17 protein-coding genes and 1 tRNA gene are annotated in these 15,547 nt (G+C 64.1%); 8 read left to right on the plus strand and 10 right to left on the minus strand.

Annotation, left to right across the window (positions count from 1 at the left end; genetic code table 11):
- The first annotated feature begins 394 nt into the window (after window positions 1-394).
- Window positions 395-471: transfer RNA gene (locus tag IVA93_RS19390), tRNA-Arg, on the plus strand.
- Between the two features lie 155 nt (window positions 472-626).
- On the plus strand, window positions 627-869 hold the full coding sequence (locus IVA93_RS19395; RefSeq protein ID WP_026233441.1) for a hypothetical protein: 243 nt from the start codon (window positions 627-629) through the stop codon (window positions 867-869).
- Between the two features lie 63 nt (window positions 870-932).
- On the opposite strand, the gene IVA93_RS19400 is transcribed toward IVA93_RS19395, so the two are convergent.
- Window positions 933-1,298 (minus strand): hypothetical protein, encoded by a 366-nt coding sequence (locus IVA93_RS19400; RefSeq protein ID WP_247541568.1) that lies wholly within the window; start codon window positions 1,296-1,298, stop codon window positions 933-935.
- A 15-nt stretch (window positions 1,299-1,313) separates the two neighbouring features.
- Window positions 1,314-2,597, minus strand: coding sequence for a hypothetical protein (locus IVA93_RS19405; RefSeq protein WP_247541586.1), 1,284 nt, complete (start codon window positions 2,595-2,597; stop codon window positions 1,314-1,316).
- 148 nt (window positions 2,598-2,745) lie between these two features.
- Between IVA93_RS19405 and IVA93_RS19410 the strand changes: the two genes are divergently transcribed.
- Complete coding sequence (locus IVA93_RS19410) at window positions 2,746-2,973, plus strand: DUF2171 domain-containing protein (protein ID WP_018457777.1); 228 nt, start codon at window positions 2,746-2,748, stop codon at window positions 2,971-2,973.
- Between the two features lie 721 nt (window positions 2,974-3,694).
- A complete protein-coding gene (locus tag IVA93_RS19415; RefSeq protein WP_085349841.1) occupies window positions 3,695-3,856 on the plus strand; it encodes a hypothetical protein in 162 nt (53 codons plus the stop codon).
- A 109-nt stretch (window positions 3,857-3,965) separates the two neighbouring features.
- Here the strand turns inward: IVA93_RS19415 and IVA93_RS19420 are convergent, their stop codons facing one another.
- The 3 genes from IVA93_RS19420 to IVA93_RS19430 form a co-directional block, all read right to left on the minus strand.
- Window positions 3,966-4,772 (minus strand): hypothetical protein, encoded by an 807-nt coding sequence (locus IVA93_RS19420; RefSeq protein WP_085385254.1) that lies wholly within the window; start codon window positions 4,770-4,772, stop codon window positions 3,966-3,968.
- 184 nt (window positions 4,773-4,956) lie between these two features.
- Window positions 4,957-5,205, minus strand: a complete 249-nt coding sequence (locus tag IVA93_RS19425; RefSeq protein ID WP_085385255.1) for a hypothetical protein — start codon at window positions 5,203-5,205, stop codon at window positions 4,957-4,959.
- 76 nt (window positions 5,206-5,281) lie between these two features.
- A complete protein-coding gene (locus IVA93_RS19430) occupies window positions 5,282-5,518 on the minus strand; it encodes a hypothetical protein (RefSeq protein ID WP_085385256.1) in 237 nt (78 codons plus the stop codon).
- Between the two features lie 268 nt (window positions 5,519-5,786).
- On the opposite strand from IVA93_RS19430, the gene IVA93_RS19435 reads away from it, so the two are divergent.
- Window positions 5,787-6,134 (plus strand): DUF6481 family protein, encoded by a 348-nt coding sequence (locus IVA93_RS19435; protein WP_018457771.1) that lies wholly within the window; start codon window positions 5,787-5,789, stop codon window positions 6,132-6,134.
- Between the two features lie 138 nt (window positions 6,135-6,272).
- Here IVA93_RS19435 and IVA93_RS19440 read toward each other — a convergent pair whose 3' ends face one another.
- Entirely contained in the window at window positions 6,273-6,515 is a 243-nt protein-coding gene (locus IVA93_RS19440; RefSeq protein ID WP_007591301.1) for a pentapeptide MXKDX repeat protein, read from the minus strand.
- A gap of 325 nt (window positions 6,516-6,840) precedes the next feature.
- On the opposite strand from IVA93_RS19440, the gene IVA93_RS19445 reads away from it, so the two are divergent.
- From IVA93_RS19445 to IVA93_RS19455, 3 genes are read left to right on the plus strand one after another with little or no spacing between them, the layout of a single operon-like run.
- Window positions 6,841-7,863 carry a TRAP transporter substrate-binding protein gene (locus tag IVA93_RS19445; RefSeq protein WP_085349845.1) on the plus strand — a complete coding sequence of 341 codons (1,023 nt, stop codon included), beginning with the start codon at window positions 6,841-6,843 and terminating at the stop codon, window positions 7,861-7,863.
- Window positions 7,860-8,414, plus strand: coding sequence for a TRAP transporter small permease (locus IVA93_RS19450; RefSeq protein ID WP_085349846.1), 555 nt, complete (start codon window positions 7,860-7,862; stop codon window positions 8,412-8,414). The genes IVA93_RS19445 and IVA93_RS19450 overlap by 4 nt, the downstream gene beginning before the upstream one ends.
- Window positions 8,411-9,769 carry a TRAP transporter large permease gene (locus IVA93_RS19455; protein WP_204511138.1) on the plus strand — a complete coding sequence of 453 codons (1,359 nt, stop codon included), beginning with the start codon at window positions 8,411-8,413 and terminating at the stop codon, window positions 9,767-9,769. Before IVA93_RS19450 ends, IVA93_RS19455 begins: the two co-directional genes overlap by 4 nt.
- A 44-nt stretch (window positions 9,770-9,813) precedes the next feature.
- Here IVA93_RS19455 and IVA93_RS19460 read toward each other — a convergent pair whose 3' ends face one another.
- The 4 genes from IVA93_RS19460 to IVA93_RS19475 are packed head-to-tail and all read right to left on the minus strand — an operon-like array spanning window position 9,814 to window position 15,491.
- Complete coding sequence (locus tag IVA93_RS19460) at window positions 9,814-10,725, minus strand: hydroxymethylglutaryl-CoA lyase (protein WP_247368467.1); 912 nt, start codon at window positions 10,723-10,725, stop codon at window positions 9,814-9,816.
- Window position 10,726: 1 nt separating this feature from the next.
- Window positions 10,727-12,730 carry an acetyl/propionyl/methylcrotonyl-CoA carboxylase subunit alpha gene (locus tag IVA93_RS19465; protein WP_247368470.1) on the minus strand — a complete coding sequence of 668 codons (2,004 nt, stop codon included), beginning with the start codon at window positions 12,728-12,730 and terminating at the stop codon, window positions 10,727-10,729.
- Between the two features lie 4 nt (window positions 12,731-12,734).
- A complete protein-coding gene (locus tag IVA93_RS19470) occupies window positions 12,735-14,339 on the minus strand; it encodes a carboxyl transferase domain-containing protein (RefSeq protein WP_247541567.1) in 1,605 nt (534 codons plus the stop codon).
- Window positions 14,340-14,363: 24 nt separating this feature from the next.
- Window positions 14,364-15,491: an isovaleryl-CoA dehydrogenase gene (locus IVA93_RS19475; protein WP_085349863.1), complete on the minus strand. Its 1,128-nt coding sequence runs from the start codon at window positions 15,489-15,491 to the stop codon at window positions 14,364-14,366.
- Between the last annotated feature and the right edge of the window lie 56 nt (window positions 15,492-15,547).

Here is a 15,547-nt window from a genome sequence, read left to right on the forward strand (position 1 = left end):
TCCCGGAAATCGCGGACGAACGCCGCTTGTCGCATGAAATGCGCGGAAAGGTGACGGACTCAAGGCGATGGAACCAAAGGTGCAAACCGTCGCATTCGCCATGACAAGGCACGCCCAGAGGAGACCGATCAAGCTACCGCCGCGCACGCCGTCCTGATGGCGCAGCAATATCCGACCAGTCGTCCGGCGGCCGTGTCCCGGAAGCTGATCAGCGTTCCCGGCGATGTGATCCATCGTCCAGTCTGCTGCCGCTCAACCCGGCACCCTGACACCCCACCGTTCCGCTTTGTCGCGGCTTCGACGAAAACGGTTCGGTTCAGGCTTGGCGAAAGACGATATTTTTCATAATGGCATAGTAGATGAACAGCGGCCCCCAACCAGGGCGGCTCAAGACGGTCCCGTAGCTCAACTGGATAGAGCATCAGATTTCTACTCTGAGGGTTGCAGGTTCGATTCCTGCCGGGATCGCCAATTTCGGTCTCATCCGTTCATCGTGAGCCAGATCTACGGCGCGCACCTGCAGAATCCGTCCTTCACGAACGCGTGGGCCGCCTCGCTCCGGCCTTTGATCCGGGCAAACGAGCCCTATCTATTCGCCGGGCGACGTGCGCCCGATAAGGACTTCGATGCCACTATCCGACTTGACAAGAATGGCGATCGCGTCGGCGGTGGCGGTTGTAGCAATATCGTTTTTGGCAGTTGACGCGGGAGTCGTGAACTCCGGTGTGGTCACAAAGCCGATCGCGACGGCCCGGGCCACCATCGCGGACGCGGCAGCGAGTCAGCACCAACTCGCCTTCGCCGTTCAAGCGTGGGCGCGTCGCGGCCACCAGAAGCCGGCCGTGGAAGAATGCCTGGCGATCGATTGAAACAGCGCAGTTTGTCGCCCCTCTCGTCTGGCGGATGTATGCGCAACGTAACAATCATGTTTGTTATAGGCCGTTATTCCCCCGGATGAAGATCGTCCAAATCCAGCCGAGCAGTGCGCTCAAGGCGGCGACCGATGCGGCGATTGCCGCGGTCCGAGTCCACCAGATCTGCCGCTCGTGCCGTTCGATATCCGCCTCGGATTTTTGATTATCTTTCCAGTTCAGCCATTCCTGGGCGAACCCGATCGTCATGACGGGCGCGGTTCCGATCGCGATCGCTCCTGCGGATGCCGCGACGGTCTGGGCAAGGCGCGCTCGGACGTTGGCTGCACCCGTCTTTTCAAGCACCGCAAGCCATTGCCGGGACTGTTCGTCTGAAACATGCCACGTGCATTCCCTGTAAGGAAACGCTTTCGGTCGCTCTGTCATGGCCTTGCACCGCACTCACCCTTCAGTGTCGCCTTGATGTCGCGCCCACCACCCGGCAATCGCCGCTGCTAGATCCTTCCACAACTCAGTCGGCAAATCCGGCACCGCCACCCGGACGCTGTACCGATCCGTCGTCGCGTCGTGAAACCACTCGGTCGCCGCGAAATCGAAACCAAAACTGCCGGCGTGGCGAATGGGGAAGCCTTTGCCGCTCAGGTCGCGGCTCATGTCCTCGGCGGCCTGCCGCGCGGTCGCCTCATCGAGGGCGCGCCTGCCGCGAAGCGTGACATAGAGGCCGTGGGTGAAATGCAGCTCGGCCGAGAGCGAAGCGAGCTCGGCGGCGAAATATCGCGCCGCGTGGCGACCGTTGCGCAGAATCGCAGCGACGCGCCTTTTCGTCAGGGCCCAATAGGCCACAGAGCCCACGAATGGCGGGAAGTGCGCCGGCAACGCCGCGCCACCGAGAAGCCGGACGGCATTGCGGGTTTCCGCCGCCAGGCTTTCGGACAGCAGCTGGCCCGCCTTGAGGTCCTTCCGGCTCCAATGCACGAACACGGCAGAGCCGAGCCGGCCGTATTCCACCCCGAGCGAATCCAGCTTGTTGTGGCTTCGCACCAACACGACGGGAATGTCCCATCGCGCGGCCCATCTCAAGACACGCCGGATGCGCGCCGATCTGCCGGCGAAACATGTCGTGTCGAAAATCAACAGATCGAGCCCCGAACCGTCACAACGCAGAGCTGCCTCGAACGCCCGGGCAGGGGCGCATGAATCGAGCAGGAGCAAGCGTGGCAAGGCTGCCGCAGCGAACGCTTCGCCCAGCGGGAGGCTGGCGATGACAAGCCGCAAATGGGGGACGAGGCTCTCGATCAGCTCCAGTGTCTCGCCGTAAGTGCCCGGCAGCACCACGACGTCTGCTTTGCCGATGATCCGTGCGGACGCGAGCAGCAGCGCGGAGATCGCGGCCATGCCGGAGGCGGTATAGATCGCATCGCTCCTGCAGCCCCGCTCGAGTTCATAGAACGAGGGACCACTCACCTTGAGGTCCGCGCGCTGATAGTCGTAGCTGAACACGAACGGACCGCTGCTGGGAGACGCCGCATGCGACCAGGCCGTCTCCGTCGCTCTCCAGTCCTGCAGCGCATGTTCCGCGCGTAGTGCGGCGGCGAGCTGAAACTTGGAGACCACAACCTCGTCGACCGATTGCGGCCGAGCCAAATGCAGCGGGCTCCTCAGGCAATCGTTCAGCAGCCCGATTTCCCTGTGCTTTCGATCGAGATAGGCTTCGGAGGTCTCCATGCGGATCTTGATGAGCGTCTTGATGCGGATCTTGGCAATTGCGACTGCCATTCAACGTCCGGCGAGCGCATTGGCTCCAACAGCCGGGCCCGCCTATCCTTGCAACGAAGACCGGTCCTCGCCGTTGACACGGCACAAGGAGAACATCATGAGCGAGATCAGAGAGCACATGAAGATCGTCGGCAAGGACGGCGCACATGTCGGCACCGTCGACCGCGTCGAGGGCAACCGTATCAAGCTGACGCGGAAGGACAACCCGGAAGGTCACAAGGACCATCATCATTACATCGACACGAAATATGTCGGTGCCGTCGAAGGCGATGTCGTCAAGCTTTCGGTCAATGCCGACGCGGTGCCGAAGTCGGAAGCTGCCTGACACAGTGCAGCCCTTCGGGGACTTTTTGTTTGTTCACGATCCTGCTCCGCTTCGTTCCCCGAAACGAATCGCGATCGGAAAATCGTCGTCCGAACGAGTCTTAACGTAGCGTTTCGGCGGCTCGCGTCAGGCGTCGAGTGTCACGAGCATAGGCGCCGATGGCGGCGTTCTCGCGCGAAATGAATTGAAGGGGGCGCGGAACGAACTTGCGATCGGCGCGTTCGAAATCCAGTGGTGCCGATTTGCCAGCCCCGATCGGCTCTCGAGAACCCCGTGCCCGAGCACGGGGTTTTTCTGTGAATACCAGTTCTCTCGTAAAGAGAGAGCTCAGTCCGTCCGCTCTTCGCGCCGGTCGCGGGCGAGTTGATGCCAGGCCAGGGCCAGCTCGATGAGACGTTGCCGGTCAGGACCTTCGGCCGCCACGGCGCGCTTCATCGCCGTCTCGGCTTCATGCTGTGGATCGTACTTGGTACACATGAAGCCAATTCTAGCCGGACGATCTGGACAAGCGCGTGGCAATTTCGTCCGTATGATTGCGGGGTAATGCCGTCCTCGCGGATTTGCGACGCAATCCAATTCACGCATCTGTCGAACGACCCGCCCCGATTGGGGGCTTGATGCGTACCGATCTGTGAAGTGCGTCACAGCCGGCGCACGGCGCCTCCCCTAAACAGTCCTCAGCGCTCCCAGAGAGCGAGAAGGCTTGGGAGATATTCCCGTCATGACGCAAGAAGCCGCAGCCGAAATTCCCGTCCCGACGCGAGGCGAAAGATCCGACCCGCTCGGCATCGCTTATCTTGCGACCATCGGCATCGTGATGCTGGCCTGGATCGCAGGCCTGGTCTGGGCCGCGATCGCGTTCTTCAGCTGGCTAGTGTCCTGACGCGCGGAGCGATCCCCTTGAATCAATTCCCGGCCAGCTGAGGGCCAGCGCCAAAACGAAAAGAGGCGGCTTTTCGCCGCCTCTTCGCTTCAGCCCTCGCCTGGCGTGCTCAGTAACAAGCCCGTGGATCAGCCTGCACGTACTGGCCGCTCGGATAGCGGTAGTAGCAGTTGCCTTGGGCCAGATAGTAGCCCGGGCGCGAAGCAGCCGTCGCGCCGGCGATCGCGCCGGTGGCACCGCCGATCACAGCGCCTGCGGCCGCACCCGAGGCGTTGCCCGAGATCAGGCCGCCCAGCACGCCGCCGACGATAGCGCCGCCAAGCGCGCTCGCGCCGGGATCGGCCGGTGGCGGCGGCGGCGGCGGTTCGTAGGCGACGGGCGGAGCATAGGCCACGGGGACGTCGTCGTAATAATCCTCCGAGATATAGGCCGGAGGCCCGTCCATCCGCTGCGGATAATAATACCGCGCGCCGCCCACATCCCACCACCAGCCAGAGCGGCCGTTGTGGACTTCGTGGCGCCAGCGTCCGCCATCCCAGGCGAGATGGCCGCGATAGGTGTGTCCGCCCCAGTCGCGCGCCGGTGCGGGACCCCTGGCGTAATTGCGTCCGGGCGGCGGACCGCCGGCATTGCGAGGGCCAGGACCTGGACTCGCGAGAGCAGGATTTGGACCCGGACCAGCATGACCAAGACCGCCGGCGTAGGGCTGGACGCCGGCCTGTGGCGCCGGCCGGGCAGCCTGCTGCGGCGGCGGCCCCTTTCGCATGTTCTGCGGCGGCGCGCCGGCGCCTGGCCCGGCCGATGGCTGGGCGGCGTCTCTCGGCGGTCTGGCGTCCTGAGCCTGCGCCGGGACGGCGAGCAATGACATCGCCGAAACCAAGGGAATGATGATCTTGATGCGACTGGACACACTCATGCGTGCTTGCCCCCTACTCTTTCGATTGCCGTTAACCGCCGTGATGCCTGGCGCGATAGACGATTCGGCTCGCGCTGAGCTGATGCCGGCTGACATGACTGACCTGCTTTGGTCGGCTAAGTCCCGTTACAAATGATTAAGATCACGACATTTTTTCGTCCGCGCGGGTCGCTCTGGCATGCCTCTAGTGGGCCGGCTCGATCACATTGCAGTTGCTTCGCCCGGACATCAGGCAGTCCTGCATCTTGCTCGCGGAGGTGAGATCGCGGGCGAGCCACCAGCCGACGCCGAGGATCAGGATCGCGATGATCAAGCCAGCGATGGCGCCGCGGCGGTTGTCACCGGATTGAGGTTTTGGAGTGGATTTCGGCTTCGCGCCCGGTTCGGGCTTAGCTTCGGAGTTGGCTTCGGAACTGGCTTCGGGCTTGGACATGGCTGACCGATCACGGGGGCGAGCGGGCTTTATCACCTCTGCGGCGTGGCGTCACATCCCGTCCAGCTTCTCCCGGTTAGCCTCGGGTCGGCCGGATCGCTTCCTTGCGGGAGGTTTCGGCCGCCGGGATCGCCTGCTGGACGCGCGGAGCGCAGGTCGTAAGCACAAACGCGGTCTGGGTGCATTCCCAATCCGTGCCCAGGACGGCACTTTCGATTGGTTGCGGACGGGCGAGCAGCAGCGCGGCAGTGGCCAAGGCTGCCACCACAACGGCGATTGCGAGCGCCTTCAGGCTCAGTCGTGAGATCGTCATACCCGTGCTCCGCGTCTCATACCCGGGCGGACGCTAGGCACCGCCCTGGTGCCCCCTTATGAGGGACATCACAATTCGGCAGTTTTTCGGGGCTACGAGAGATCGTCGGGGGCGGCGATTTTCGTCTACCTGATCGGCTGCGATTATAGGTGGCATCACGGCGCGCGCCGATGTACACGCATCTGCGTCGCGCGGCGCCCGCTATGCCCAGCCGACGTACCAACAGGCAGTGATGTAGGATCGAAAGCGAGGATGACAAGGTTCGCCGATGAGTGGATTTAGGGAACCAGGCTTCTCCGACCGGCAAAAGGCGGCACAGGAAGCACGCAAGAACCTTTTGAACAAATTCAAGTCGCAGCCGGGGCCGGATGATCCCGCGGTTGTGGCGAAGCGTGCGGAGCGCGAGGCCCTTGCGGCCAAGCGCGCCGAGGCAAAGGCTGCGCGCGACACGGAAAAGGCCGAGCAGAAGCGCCTTCAAGAAGAAGCTGCCGCGCTCGAGGCCGCGCGGATCGCCCGCGAGGCCGAAGAAGCCGTCGCGAAGGCGGCCGAAGCCGAGGCCGAGCAAAAAGCCAAGCGGGACGCCCGCTACGCCGCCCGCAAGGCGAAGCGCAAGTAACGTTTGCAAGTCTAACGCGCGCAAGTCACGTTCAATTGAATTTGGACTGAAACAAATGCTCTGGGGGCGGTCTACGTGACCGCCCCCGGATTTTTGGCGCGCGTCAGCCTGTCGCAAGCGCCTCTCGACGTTGGAAGATCAGTGCTTCTTCATCATCCCGTCGTCTTTCTTCATCCCGTCCTTCGACATCGTGTCCTTCTTCATGCCGTCGTCCTTGGACATGGTGTCCTTCTTCATGCCGTCCTTGGACATCGTGTCCTTTTTCATCATGCCGTCATCCTTGCCCATCTTGTCCTGGGCAAAGGCGGCCGGCGACAGCGCGAGGCCGAGCGAGAGAACGGCCGCCGAAACGCCGAGCGCGATGCGGGTACGAATGGTCATGACTGGTCTTCCCTTCGAGATGGATGTTGGTCAGCGACGGACGCCGCTATCTGATCTCGACGGATTGCCACGGGGCGTTGTTACGCGGCCGCTGATAAATTTCCGCGAGCCCGCCGCCATCCTTGGTTCTGCGGATGTAGGAGATCAGGAGTGTGCAATGCAGCATCACCGACGCTTGCCGCGGCATTCGGTCTCGAACTATCAGACTAGAGAACATTGTCTGAAAGACCGGCTAGGATGGGCCTCAGCGCGGTCTCCAAGACCGGCCCAAAATCACGGCAAAGCAAACAAGAACCTTCCAAGAACCGTCCAAGGGAATCACGCCATGTTCACGCGCCGCCACCTGATCGCGACCGCCGTCGCCGCACCCGCCATTCTCCGTTTCAGCACCGGCACCGCGCATGCCGCGACCACGCTGAAGATCTCGCATCAATTCCCGGGCGGCACCGTCGACAAGGGCGATTTCCGCGACCGGCTCTGTCGCGTGTTCGCCGCCGAAGTCAGCAAGCGCAGCAACGGCGACATCGCCGCCGAGATCTATCCGAACTCCTCGCTGATCAAGACCAACGCGCAGTTCTCCGCGATGCGCAAGGGCGCGCTCGACATCAGCCTCTATCCGATGCCCTATGCCGGCGGCGAATTGCCGGAAACCAATATCGGCCTGATGCCGGGCCTCGTCACCACCTACGACCAGGGCATGCGCTGGAAGAAGGAGCCGGTCGGCAAGGCCTTGACCGACTTCCTCGCCGACAAGGGCATCATCCTGCTCAGCTGGGTGTGGCAGGCCGGCGGCGTCGCCAGCCGCTCCAAGCCGATCGTGGCCCCCGAAGATGCCAAGGGTCTCAAGGTGCGCGGCGGCTCGCGCGAGATGGACATGGTGCTGCAGACTGCCGGCGCATCCGTGCTGTCGGTGCCCTCGAACGAAATCTACGCAGCGATGCAGACGGGGGCGTGTGATGCCGGCATCACCTCCTCGACCAGCCTGATCTCGTTCCGGCTTGAGGAGGTCGCGAAATCGCTGACCTCGGGCGCAGGCGCGTCCTATTGGTTCATGCTCGAGCCGCTGATGATGTCGAAGGCGATCTTCGACAAGCTGCCGAAGAACCAGCAGGACGTCCTGCTCGCGGTCGGCACCGAGCTCGAAGCCTTCGGCCGCAAGGGCGCGCAGGACGACGACGTCGAGGTCGCCAAGGTCTACGAGAAGGCCGGCGCCAAGGTCTCGGCGCTTGATGCCGCGACCGTCGGCAAGTGGCGTGACATCGCCCGCGACACCGCATGGAAGGACTACGGCGCCAAGACCGCGACATCTGCCAACCTGCTCAAGCTCGCGACCGACGTCGCCGCATGAGCCACGGTCCGCTTCCGGATCGTGACAGCCAGGTAAACGCTGCCGCAAGGACCGGCCTTGCGGCAGCGATCGATCGCGGTCTCGCCATCCTCAACAACATCATCGTCGTGTTCGCCGCGATTGCGCTGATCGCCGCCTGCGCCATCCTGAGCTACAGCGTGCTCAGCCGCGCCTTGTTCAAGGCTGCCAATTACTGGCAGGACGAGGCCGCGGTGTTCCTGCTGGTCGGAGCGACCTTCATGACGGCCGCCTACGTGCAGCAGAACCGCGGTCACATCGGCATCGAGGCCTTCGTCGGCCTGCTCTCACCACTGGCGAACCGGATCAGGCTCTGGCTGGTCGATGCCGTGACGCTTCTGTTCTGCGCTTTCTTCGCCTGGAAGTCCTGGACACTGGCGCATGAAGCCTATGTCGATGGCCAGGTCTCGAACTCGATGTGGTCGCCGCCGCTGGCCATCCCCTATTCGCTAATGGCGTTCGGCATGAGTCTGCTCTGCGTCCAGATCCTCGTGCAGCTTGCGCTGCCTTTCGCTGGAGCCAGGCGTTCATGAGCGTTTTCGGTATCGGCCTCGCCTACGGGATCGCGACGCTCGTCGTGATGTTTTCGGGCATGCCGATCGCGTTCGCGCTCGGCGCGGTCGCAGTCGTGTTCATGGGCATCTACATGCCCGCCGCCTCTCTCGACACGGTGACGCAGAATGTCTACGAGGAAATGGCCTCGATCACGCTGCTGTCGATCCCGCTCTTCATCCTGAAGGGCGCCGCGATCGGCAAGTCGCGCGCCGGCCAGGATCTCTACTCGGCCCTGCACGCCTGGCTGCACCGCGTCCCCGGCGGGCTCGGCGTCGCCAATGTGTTCGCCTGCGCGCTGTTTGCGGCGATGGCGGGCTCCTCGCCCGCGACCTGCTCGGCAATCGGCTCGGCCGGCATCCCCGAGATGCGCAAGCGCGGCTATTCCGGCGGCTTTGCCGCGGGGATCATCGCCGCCGGCGGCACGCTCGGCATTCTGCTACCGCCGTCGATCACCATGATCCTGTTTGCGGTCGCCGCCGAAAAATCGCTAGGACGGCTGTTCCTCGCCGGTATCGGGCCCGGCCTGCTGCTGGTCTCGCTGTTCGGCGTTTACGCCGTGATCCGCTTCCGCCAGGAATACGCCGCGGCCGAAGCGATCTACAAGAACGGCGGCCCGGAAGCTGCGATCCTCGCCCGCGACGAGTACACGCTCGCGGAACGCTTCAGCGTGCTGCCGCGCGTGATCCCCTTCGTGCTGCTGCTCACCGGCGTCATGATCGCGCTCTATGGCGGCTACGCCACGCCGTCGGAGACCGCCGGCCTCGGCGGCCTCTTGGCGCTGGCATTGATCGCGGCGATCTACAGCGTGTGGCGGCCGAGCGACCTTGCCCCGATCCTGAAATCGACGATCCGGGAATCGACCATGCTGATGATGATCATCGGCATGTCGCTGCTCTATTCCTACGTGATGAGCTATCTGCACATCTCGCAATCGGCCGCCGAATCCGTCGTCGCGATGCATTTGCCGCGCTGGGGGCTCTTGTTCGCGGTCCTCGTCATGGTCGTCGTGCTCGGTTTCTTCCTGCCGCCGGTCTCGATTATTCTCATGACCGCGCCGATCATCCTGCCGCCGCTCCGCGCCGCCAATTTCGACATCATCTGGTTCGGCGTCGTCATGACCATCGTGATGGAGATGGGACTGATCCATCCGCCTGTCGGCCTCAACATCTTCGTCATCCGCAACGTCGCGCCGGATATTCCCCTGCGCGAGGTGATCTGGGGCACGCTGCCGTTCGTGCTTTTGATGATGCTCGCGGTGCTGCTGCTCTGCTTCGTGCCGGGCATCTCGACCGCACTGCCGGACCTGGTGATGGGGCCGGACGGGAGCAGGTAGCTGCGTCCACCATCATTGCTCGCTGCGCTCGCAATAATGGAGAACTAGGAGCTGGCGCGCTTCCTCTTCGCGTTCAGTGCGGAGGCCACGCGGCTCACCGGCGGCTTGCCCAGCACGCCGCTCATCTCGTTGGTTGCCGCCAGCAACCGGTCCATATCGACACCCGTCCTAATCCCCATGCCCCCGAGCATATAGACGACGTCCTCGGTCGCGACGTTGCCGGTCGCGCCCGGCGCGTAGGGGCAGCCGCCGAGGCCGCCGGCGGCGGCGTCGATGACGCGGACGCCTTCCTCCAGCCCCGCATAGAGATTGGCGAGCGCCTGGCCGTAGGTGTCGTGAAAATGCATCGCGAGATTGGCGGGAGGGATGTTGGCGCTGACCGCCCGCAGCATCTCCTTGGCCTTATCAGGCGTACCGACACCGATCGTGTCGCCGAGCGAGATCTCGTAGCAGCCGAGATCCCACAGCGTGGTGGCGAGATCGGCAACTGCCTTCGGCTTGATCTCGCCGTCGAACGGACAGCCCAGCACGCAGGAGATATAGCCGCGGACCTTGACACCATCGACCCTGGCGCGCGCCAGCACCGGCTTAAACCGTTCGATGGACTCCGCGACCGTGCAATTGATGTTGGCCCGCGAAAAGCCCTCGGAGGCCGCGGCGAACACCGAGACGATCTTTGCGCCGGCCGCGCACGCGGCGTCATAGCCCTTCTCGTTCGGCACTAGCACGTGGAATTCGGCACTGGTCAAATGGCGAACGCCGCGCAGCACGGCGTCCGAGCTCGCCATCTGCGGGATCGCCTTGGGCGAGACGAAGGCGCCGACCTCGACTGTATTGAGGCCGGCCGCGACCAGCGCCTCGATGAAGGCGATCCGGGCCTCGACACTGACCGCCGTTTTCTCGTTCTGGAGGCCGTCACGCGGCCCCATTTCGATGATGCGGACCTTATCGCTCATCTCATTCTCCGGAAGGCTCGACCACGGCGAGCTCGACGCCCTCCTGGACGATGTCGCCGACCTTGCCTTTGATGGATTTCAGCACGCCGGCATAGGGCGCACGCAGCGTCTGCTCCATCTTCATCACTTCCAGGGTGAGGATCGGCGCCCCCTTCTCGAGCTTGGCGCCCTCCTCCGCCAGCACGGCGACGACCGTGCCCGGCAAGGGCGCTGCGATCTTGTCCGCGCCGACCTGCTCCTCCATCTCGCCGCCGAACGGATCAACCCAATGCAGATCGAAGCGGCCGTTGCGCGTGCGCAAATACAGCTCATGGCCGTCGATCACGGCCGCGACCGACGTTTTGACGCCGTCGAGGGTCAGATCGAAGCCGCCGTCCTTCGCTACCATCGTAAACGCCAGCTCGCGCTCGCCGATCACGAGCGTCGACGGGCCGCTGCCATAGTTCAGCACAACCTTCTGCTCCGGCCCGTGTCCAACGCGGAAAGCAAAGCCGCGCTGACGGCGGCCGACCGGCATCCAGCCAAAGGTCTGCCAGGGCGAATTCGCGTCCGCCTGTGCAGCCTGCCGCTCGTTGTTGATCACAGCGGCGACCGCGGCACACAGCTCGAGCTCGCCTGGTGCCGGCGACGCCTGCGTCAGGACCGCCAGCTCGCGCTCGATGAAGCCGGTGTCGATCGCGTTCGCCCTCACCTTCGGATGCGTCATCAGCGCCGACAGGAACGGGATGTTGGTGACGATGCCGCGGACGTCGGACTCTTCCAGCCCGCGGTTCAGCCGCTCGATCGCGACATCCCGCGTCGGCGCCCATGCGATCATTTTTGCCAGCATCGCATCGTAGTATGGCGAGACCGTATCGCCTTCCCGATAGCCGGAGTCGATGCGCAGCCCCCCGGTTTCCGCGGGCAGACGCCAGGTTGATATCTTGCCCACCGACGGCATGAAGTTCTTGGTCGGGTTCTCCGCATAGACCCGCGCCTCCACGGCGTGGCCATGAAGCTTGATCTCGTCCTGCTTCAGCGGCAACGCCTCGCCGAAAGCGACGCGCAACTGCCACTCGACCAGGTCGATCCCCGTGATCAGCTCGGTCACGGGATGCTCGACCTGGAGACGAGTGTTCATCTCGATGAAGAACACGTCCTTGCCGTCGGAGACGAACTCGATGGTGCCGGCGCCGACATAGTTGACGGCCCCCGCGGCCTTTCGCGCGGCGGCACAGACCGCCTCGCGCTGGGCGGGATTGAGCGTCGGCGACGGTGCCTCCTCGATCACCTTCTGGTGGCGGCGCTGCAGGGTGCATTCGCGCTCGAACAGCGAGAGCAGATTGCCGTGGCTGTCGCCGATCACCTGCACCTCGATATGCCGGGGGTTATCGACATATTTTTCGATCAGCATGCGGTCGTCGCCGAACGCGGCCTTGGCCTCGCGCTTCGCGCTGACGATCGCAGGCGCAAGTTCATCCGCGGAGCGAACGATGCGCATACCACGGCCGCCGCCGCCGGCGGACGCCTTCACCAGAATCGGGAAACCGACCTTCTCGGCCGCCTTCGCCAACGTCGCATCGTCCTGCGCCTCGCCGTGATAGCCGGGCACCAGCGGGACGCCGGCCTTCTCCATCAGCGCCTTGGAGCCGGACTTCGAGCCCATGGCAGTCATCATTGCCGCTGTCGGGCCGACGAAGACCAGGCCGGCGTCGAAACACGCCTGGGCGAATTCGGCATTCTCCGACAGGAAGCCATAGCCGGGATGGATCGCCTCCGCGCCGGTCTTGCGCGCGGCCTCGATCAGCCGTTCGGGATTGAGATAGCTGTCGCGGGCACGCGCAGGCCCAAGCAGCACGGCCTCGTCGGCGAGCGCGACATGCATTGCGTCGCGATCCGCCTCGGAATAGACCGCGACCGTGCGCAGGCCCATGGCGCGCGCGGTGCGGATCACGCGGCAGGCGATCTCGCCGCGGTTGGCGATCAGGAGGGTGCGAAAACGGCGGTAGAGCTTTGAGCGGTCCATCGCATCACATCCTGAACAGGCCGAATTTCGTCGGCTCGATCGGCGCATTCGACGCCACCGAGAGGCCGAGGCCGAGCACCAGCCTTGTATCGGCCGGGTCGATCACGCCGTCGTCCCAAAGCCGCGCGGTCGCGTAATACGGGTGCCCCTGGCTCTCATATTGCGCGCGGATCGGCTCGCGGAATTTATCTTCGTCTTCTTTCGACCAGCTGTCGCCCTTGGCCTCGATATTGTCGCGGCGGACCTGGCTCAGCACCATCGAGGCCTGCTCGCCGCCCATCACCGAGATGCGCGCGTTAGGCCACATCCACAGGAAGCGCGGGGAGTAGGCGCGGCCGCACATGCCGTAATTGCCGGCGCCGTAGGACCCGCCGATCACCACGGTGAATTTCGGCACCGACGCGGTCGCGACCGCCGTCACCAGCTTGGCGCCGTCACGCGCAATGCCGCCGGCTTCGTATTTCTTGCCGACCATGAAGCCGGTGATGTTCTGCAGGAACACCAGCGGAATGCCGCGCTGGCAGCACAGCTCGATGAAATGCGCCCCCTTCAGCGAGCTCTCGCTGAACAGGATGCCGTTGTTGGCAATGATGCCGACCGGAAAACCCCAGATGTGGGCGAAGCCGCACACCAGCGTCGTGCCGTAGAGCTTCTTGAACTCGTCGAACTCGGAACCATCGACGACGCGCGCAATGATGTCGCGCACGTCGAACGGCTTGCGCCCGTCGACGGGCACCACGCCGTAGATCTCCTCCGCCGCGAACAAGGGATCACGCGGCGGATGCATGTTGAGGTTTGGTCGTACCGACGGCTTCAGCGTGCCGACGATGCGGCGGGCGATGCCGATCGCGTGTGCGTCGTTCTGGGCATAATGATCGGTCACACCCGATTGCCGCGAATGCACGTCGGCGCCACCAAGCTCCTCCGCGGTCACCACTTCGCCTGTCGCGGCCTTCACCAGCGGCGGCCCGCCGAGGAAGATCGTGCCCTGGTTGCGCACGATGATGCTCTCGTCCGACATCGCGGGGACATAGGCGCCGCCGGCTGTGCAGGAACCCATCACGATGGCAATCTGCGGGATTCCTTGCGAGGACATCTGCGCCTGGTTGTAGAAGATGCGGCCGAAATGCCGCTCGTCGGGAAAGATCTCGTCCTGCAGCGGCAGGAAGGCGCCGCCGGAATCGACCATATAGATGCAGGGAAGATTGTTCTGCCGCGCCACGTCCTGCGCGCGCAGATGCTTCTTCACGGTCATGGGATAATAGGTGCCGCCTTTGATGGTGGCGTCGTTGGCGACGATCACGCATTCGCGGCCCGCGATGCGCCCGACCCCGGTGACGACGCTCGCCGAATGCACGTCGCCGCCGTAAAGGCCATAGGCCGCGAGCGGCGACAGCTCCATGAACGCGGTGCCGGGATCGACCAGCAGGTCGACGCGCTCGCGCGCCAGCATCTTGCCACGCGAGGTGTGGCGGTTGCGCGAGACCTCGCCGCCGCCGCCCGCAACCTGGCTCAGCTTTTCGCGCAGATCCGCGACGAGGGTGCGCATGGCCTCGGAATTGCGCGCAAAGTCCGAAGAAGACGTATCGATGCTGGAATGGAGCGGCATGTTGGTTCCAATTGCGTGAAGGTTTTAAGCCGTCTCAGCCATCAATTCGCGACCGATCAGCATGCGCCGGACCTCCGAGGTGCCGGCGCCGATCTCGTAGAGCTTTGCATCGCGCCACAGGCGTCCGACCGGAAATTCGGAGGTGTAGCCGACCCCGCCAAGCGCCTGGATCGCCTCACCCGCCATCCACGTCGCTTTCTCGGCGGAATAGAGGATCGCAGCGGCGGCGTCCTTGCGCAAGCTGCGCGCGTGATCGGCGCGGTCGCAGGCACGCCCCACCGCATAGACATAGGCGCGCGTGGCCTGCCAGGTCGCGTACATGTCGGCGAGCTTGCCCTGCATGAGCTGGAAGTCGCCGATCGGCTGCCCGAACTGCTTGCGCTCGTGCATATAGGGCACCACCGCGTCCATGCAGGCCGCCATGATCCCGAGTGGTCCACCCGAGAGGACCGTACGCTCATAGTCGAGGCCGGACATCAGCACCTTGACGCCCTCGCCGACCTTGCCAAGCACGTTCTCCTCCGGCACCTCGCATTCGTCGAAGAACAGCGGATACGTGTTGGAGCCGCGCATGCCGAGCTTGTCGAGATGCTGGCCGTGGCTGAAGCCCTTCGTCCCCTTCTCGACCAGGAAGGCGGTCATGCCGCGCGGGCCCGCTTCCGGATCGGTCTTGGCATAGACCACCAGCACGTCGGCATCGCCGCCATTGGTGATCCACATCTTCGAGCCGTTGAGCACGTAGCGGTCGCCGCGTTTGTCGGCGCGCAGTTTCATCGAGACGACGTCTGAGCCGGCGCCGGGCTCGGACATCGCGAGCGCGCCGACATACTCGCCGGAGATCAACTTTGGCAGATAGCGCTCGCGCTGCGCATCATTGCCGTTGCGGCGGATCTGGTTGACGCAGAGATTTGAGTGGGCGCCATAGGAGAGGCCGACCGCGGCCGAGCCGCGCGAAATCTCCTCCATCGCGACGATATGGGCGAGATAGCCCATGTTGGAGCCGCCATATTGCTCCGGCGCGGTCATGCCGAGCAGGCCGAGGTCGCCAAGGCGCTTCCAGAGGTCCGCCGGGAATAGATTGGCCTTCTCGATATCGGCGGCACGCGGGGCGATCTCCGCCTCCACGAAGGCGCGCAGCGTGTCGCGCAGCATGCTGATGTCTTCGCCCAGATCGAAATCGATGCTCGGGATATTCAAGGCGATTCCTC

Origin of the sequence: Bradyrhizobium sp. 155 (assembly GCF_023101105.1) — a bacterium.
GTDB lineage: Bacteria > Pseudomonadota > Alphaproteobacteria > Rhizobiales > Xanthobacteraceae > Bradyrhizobium > Bradyrhizobium canariense_D.

Coding starts and splice junctions, on each gene's coding strand:
- IVA93_RS19425 (WP_085385255.1), bottom strand. CDS start 5,205: ATGTCCAAGCCCGAAGCCAGTTCCGAAGCCAACTCCGAAGCTAAGCCC.
- IVA93_RS19420 (WP_085385254.1), bottom strand. CDS start 4,772: ATGAGTGTGTCCAGTCGCATCAAGATCATCATTCCCTTGGTTTCGGCG.
- IVA93_RS19450 (WP_085349846.1), top strand. CDS start 7,860: ATGAGCCACGGTCCGCTTCCGGATCGTGACAGCCAGGTAAACGCTGCC.
- IVA93_RS19395 (WP_026233441.1), top strand. CDS start 627: ATGCCACTATCCGACTTGACAAGAATGGCGATCGCGTCGGCGGTGGCG.
- IVA93_RS19400 (WP_247541568.1), bottom strand. CDS start 1,298: ATGACAGAGCGACCGAAAGCGTTTCCTTACAGGGAATGCACGTGGCAT.
- IVA93_RS19405 (WP_247541586.1), bottom strand. CDS start 2,597: ATGGAGACCTCCGAAGCCTATCTCGATCGAAAGCACAGGGAAATCGGG.
- IVA93_RS19445 (WP_085349845.1), top strand. CDS start 6,841: ATGTTCACGCGCCGCCACCTGATCGCGACCGCCGTCGCCGCACCCGCC.
- IVA93_RS19455 (WP_204511138.1), top strand. CDS start 8,411: ATGAGCGTTTTCGGTATCGGCCTCGCCTACGGGATCGCGACGCTCGTC.
- IVA93_RS19430 (WP_085385256.1), bottom strand. CDS start 5,518: ATGACGATCTCACGACTGAGCCTGAAGGCGCTCGCAATCGCCGTTGTG.
- IVA93_RS19415 (WP_085349841.1), top strand. CDS start 3,695: ATGACGCAAGAAGCCGCAGCCGAAATTCCCGTCCCGACGCGAGGCGAA.
- IVA93_RS19410 (WP_018457777.1), top strand. CDS start 2,746: ATGAGCGAGATCAGAGAGCACATGAAGATCGTCGGCAAGGACGGCGCA.
- IVA93_RS19470 (WP_247541567.1), bottom strand. CDS start 14,339: ATGCCGCTCCATTCCAGCATCGATACGTCTTCTTCGGACTTTGCGCGC.
- IVA93_RS19435 (WP_018457771.1), top strand. CDS start 5,787: ATGAGTGGATTTAGGGAACCAGGCTTCTCCGACCGGCAAAAGGCGGCA.
- IVA93_RS19465 (WP_247368470.1), bottom strand. CDS start 12,730: ATGGACCGCTCAAAGCTCTACCGCCGTTTTCGCACCCTCCTGATCGCC.
- IVA93_RS19460 (WP_247368467.1), bottom strand. CDS start 10,725: ATGAGCGATAAGGTCCGCATCATCGAAATGGGGCCGCGTGACGGCCTC.
- IVA93_RS19475 (WP_085349863.1), bottom strand. CDS start 15,491: ATGCTGCGCGACACGCTGCGCGCCTTCGTGGAGGCGGAGATCGCCCCG.
- IVA93_RS19440 (WP_007591301.1), bottom strand. CDS start 6,515: ATGACCATTCGTACCCGCATCGCGCTCGGCGTTTCGGCGGCCGTTCTC.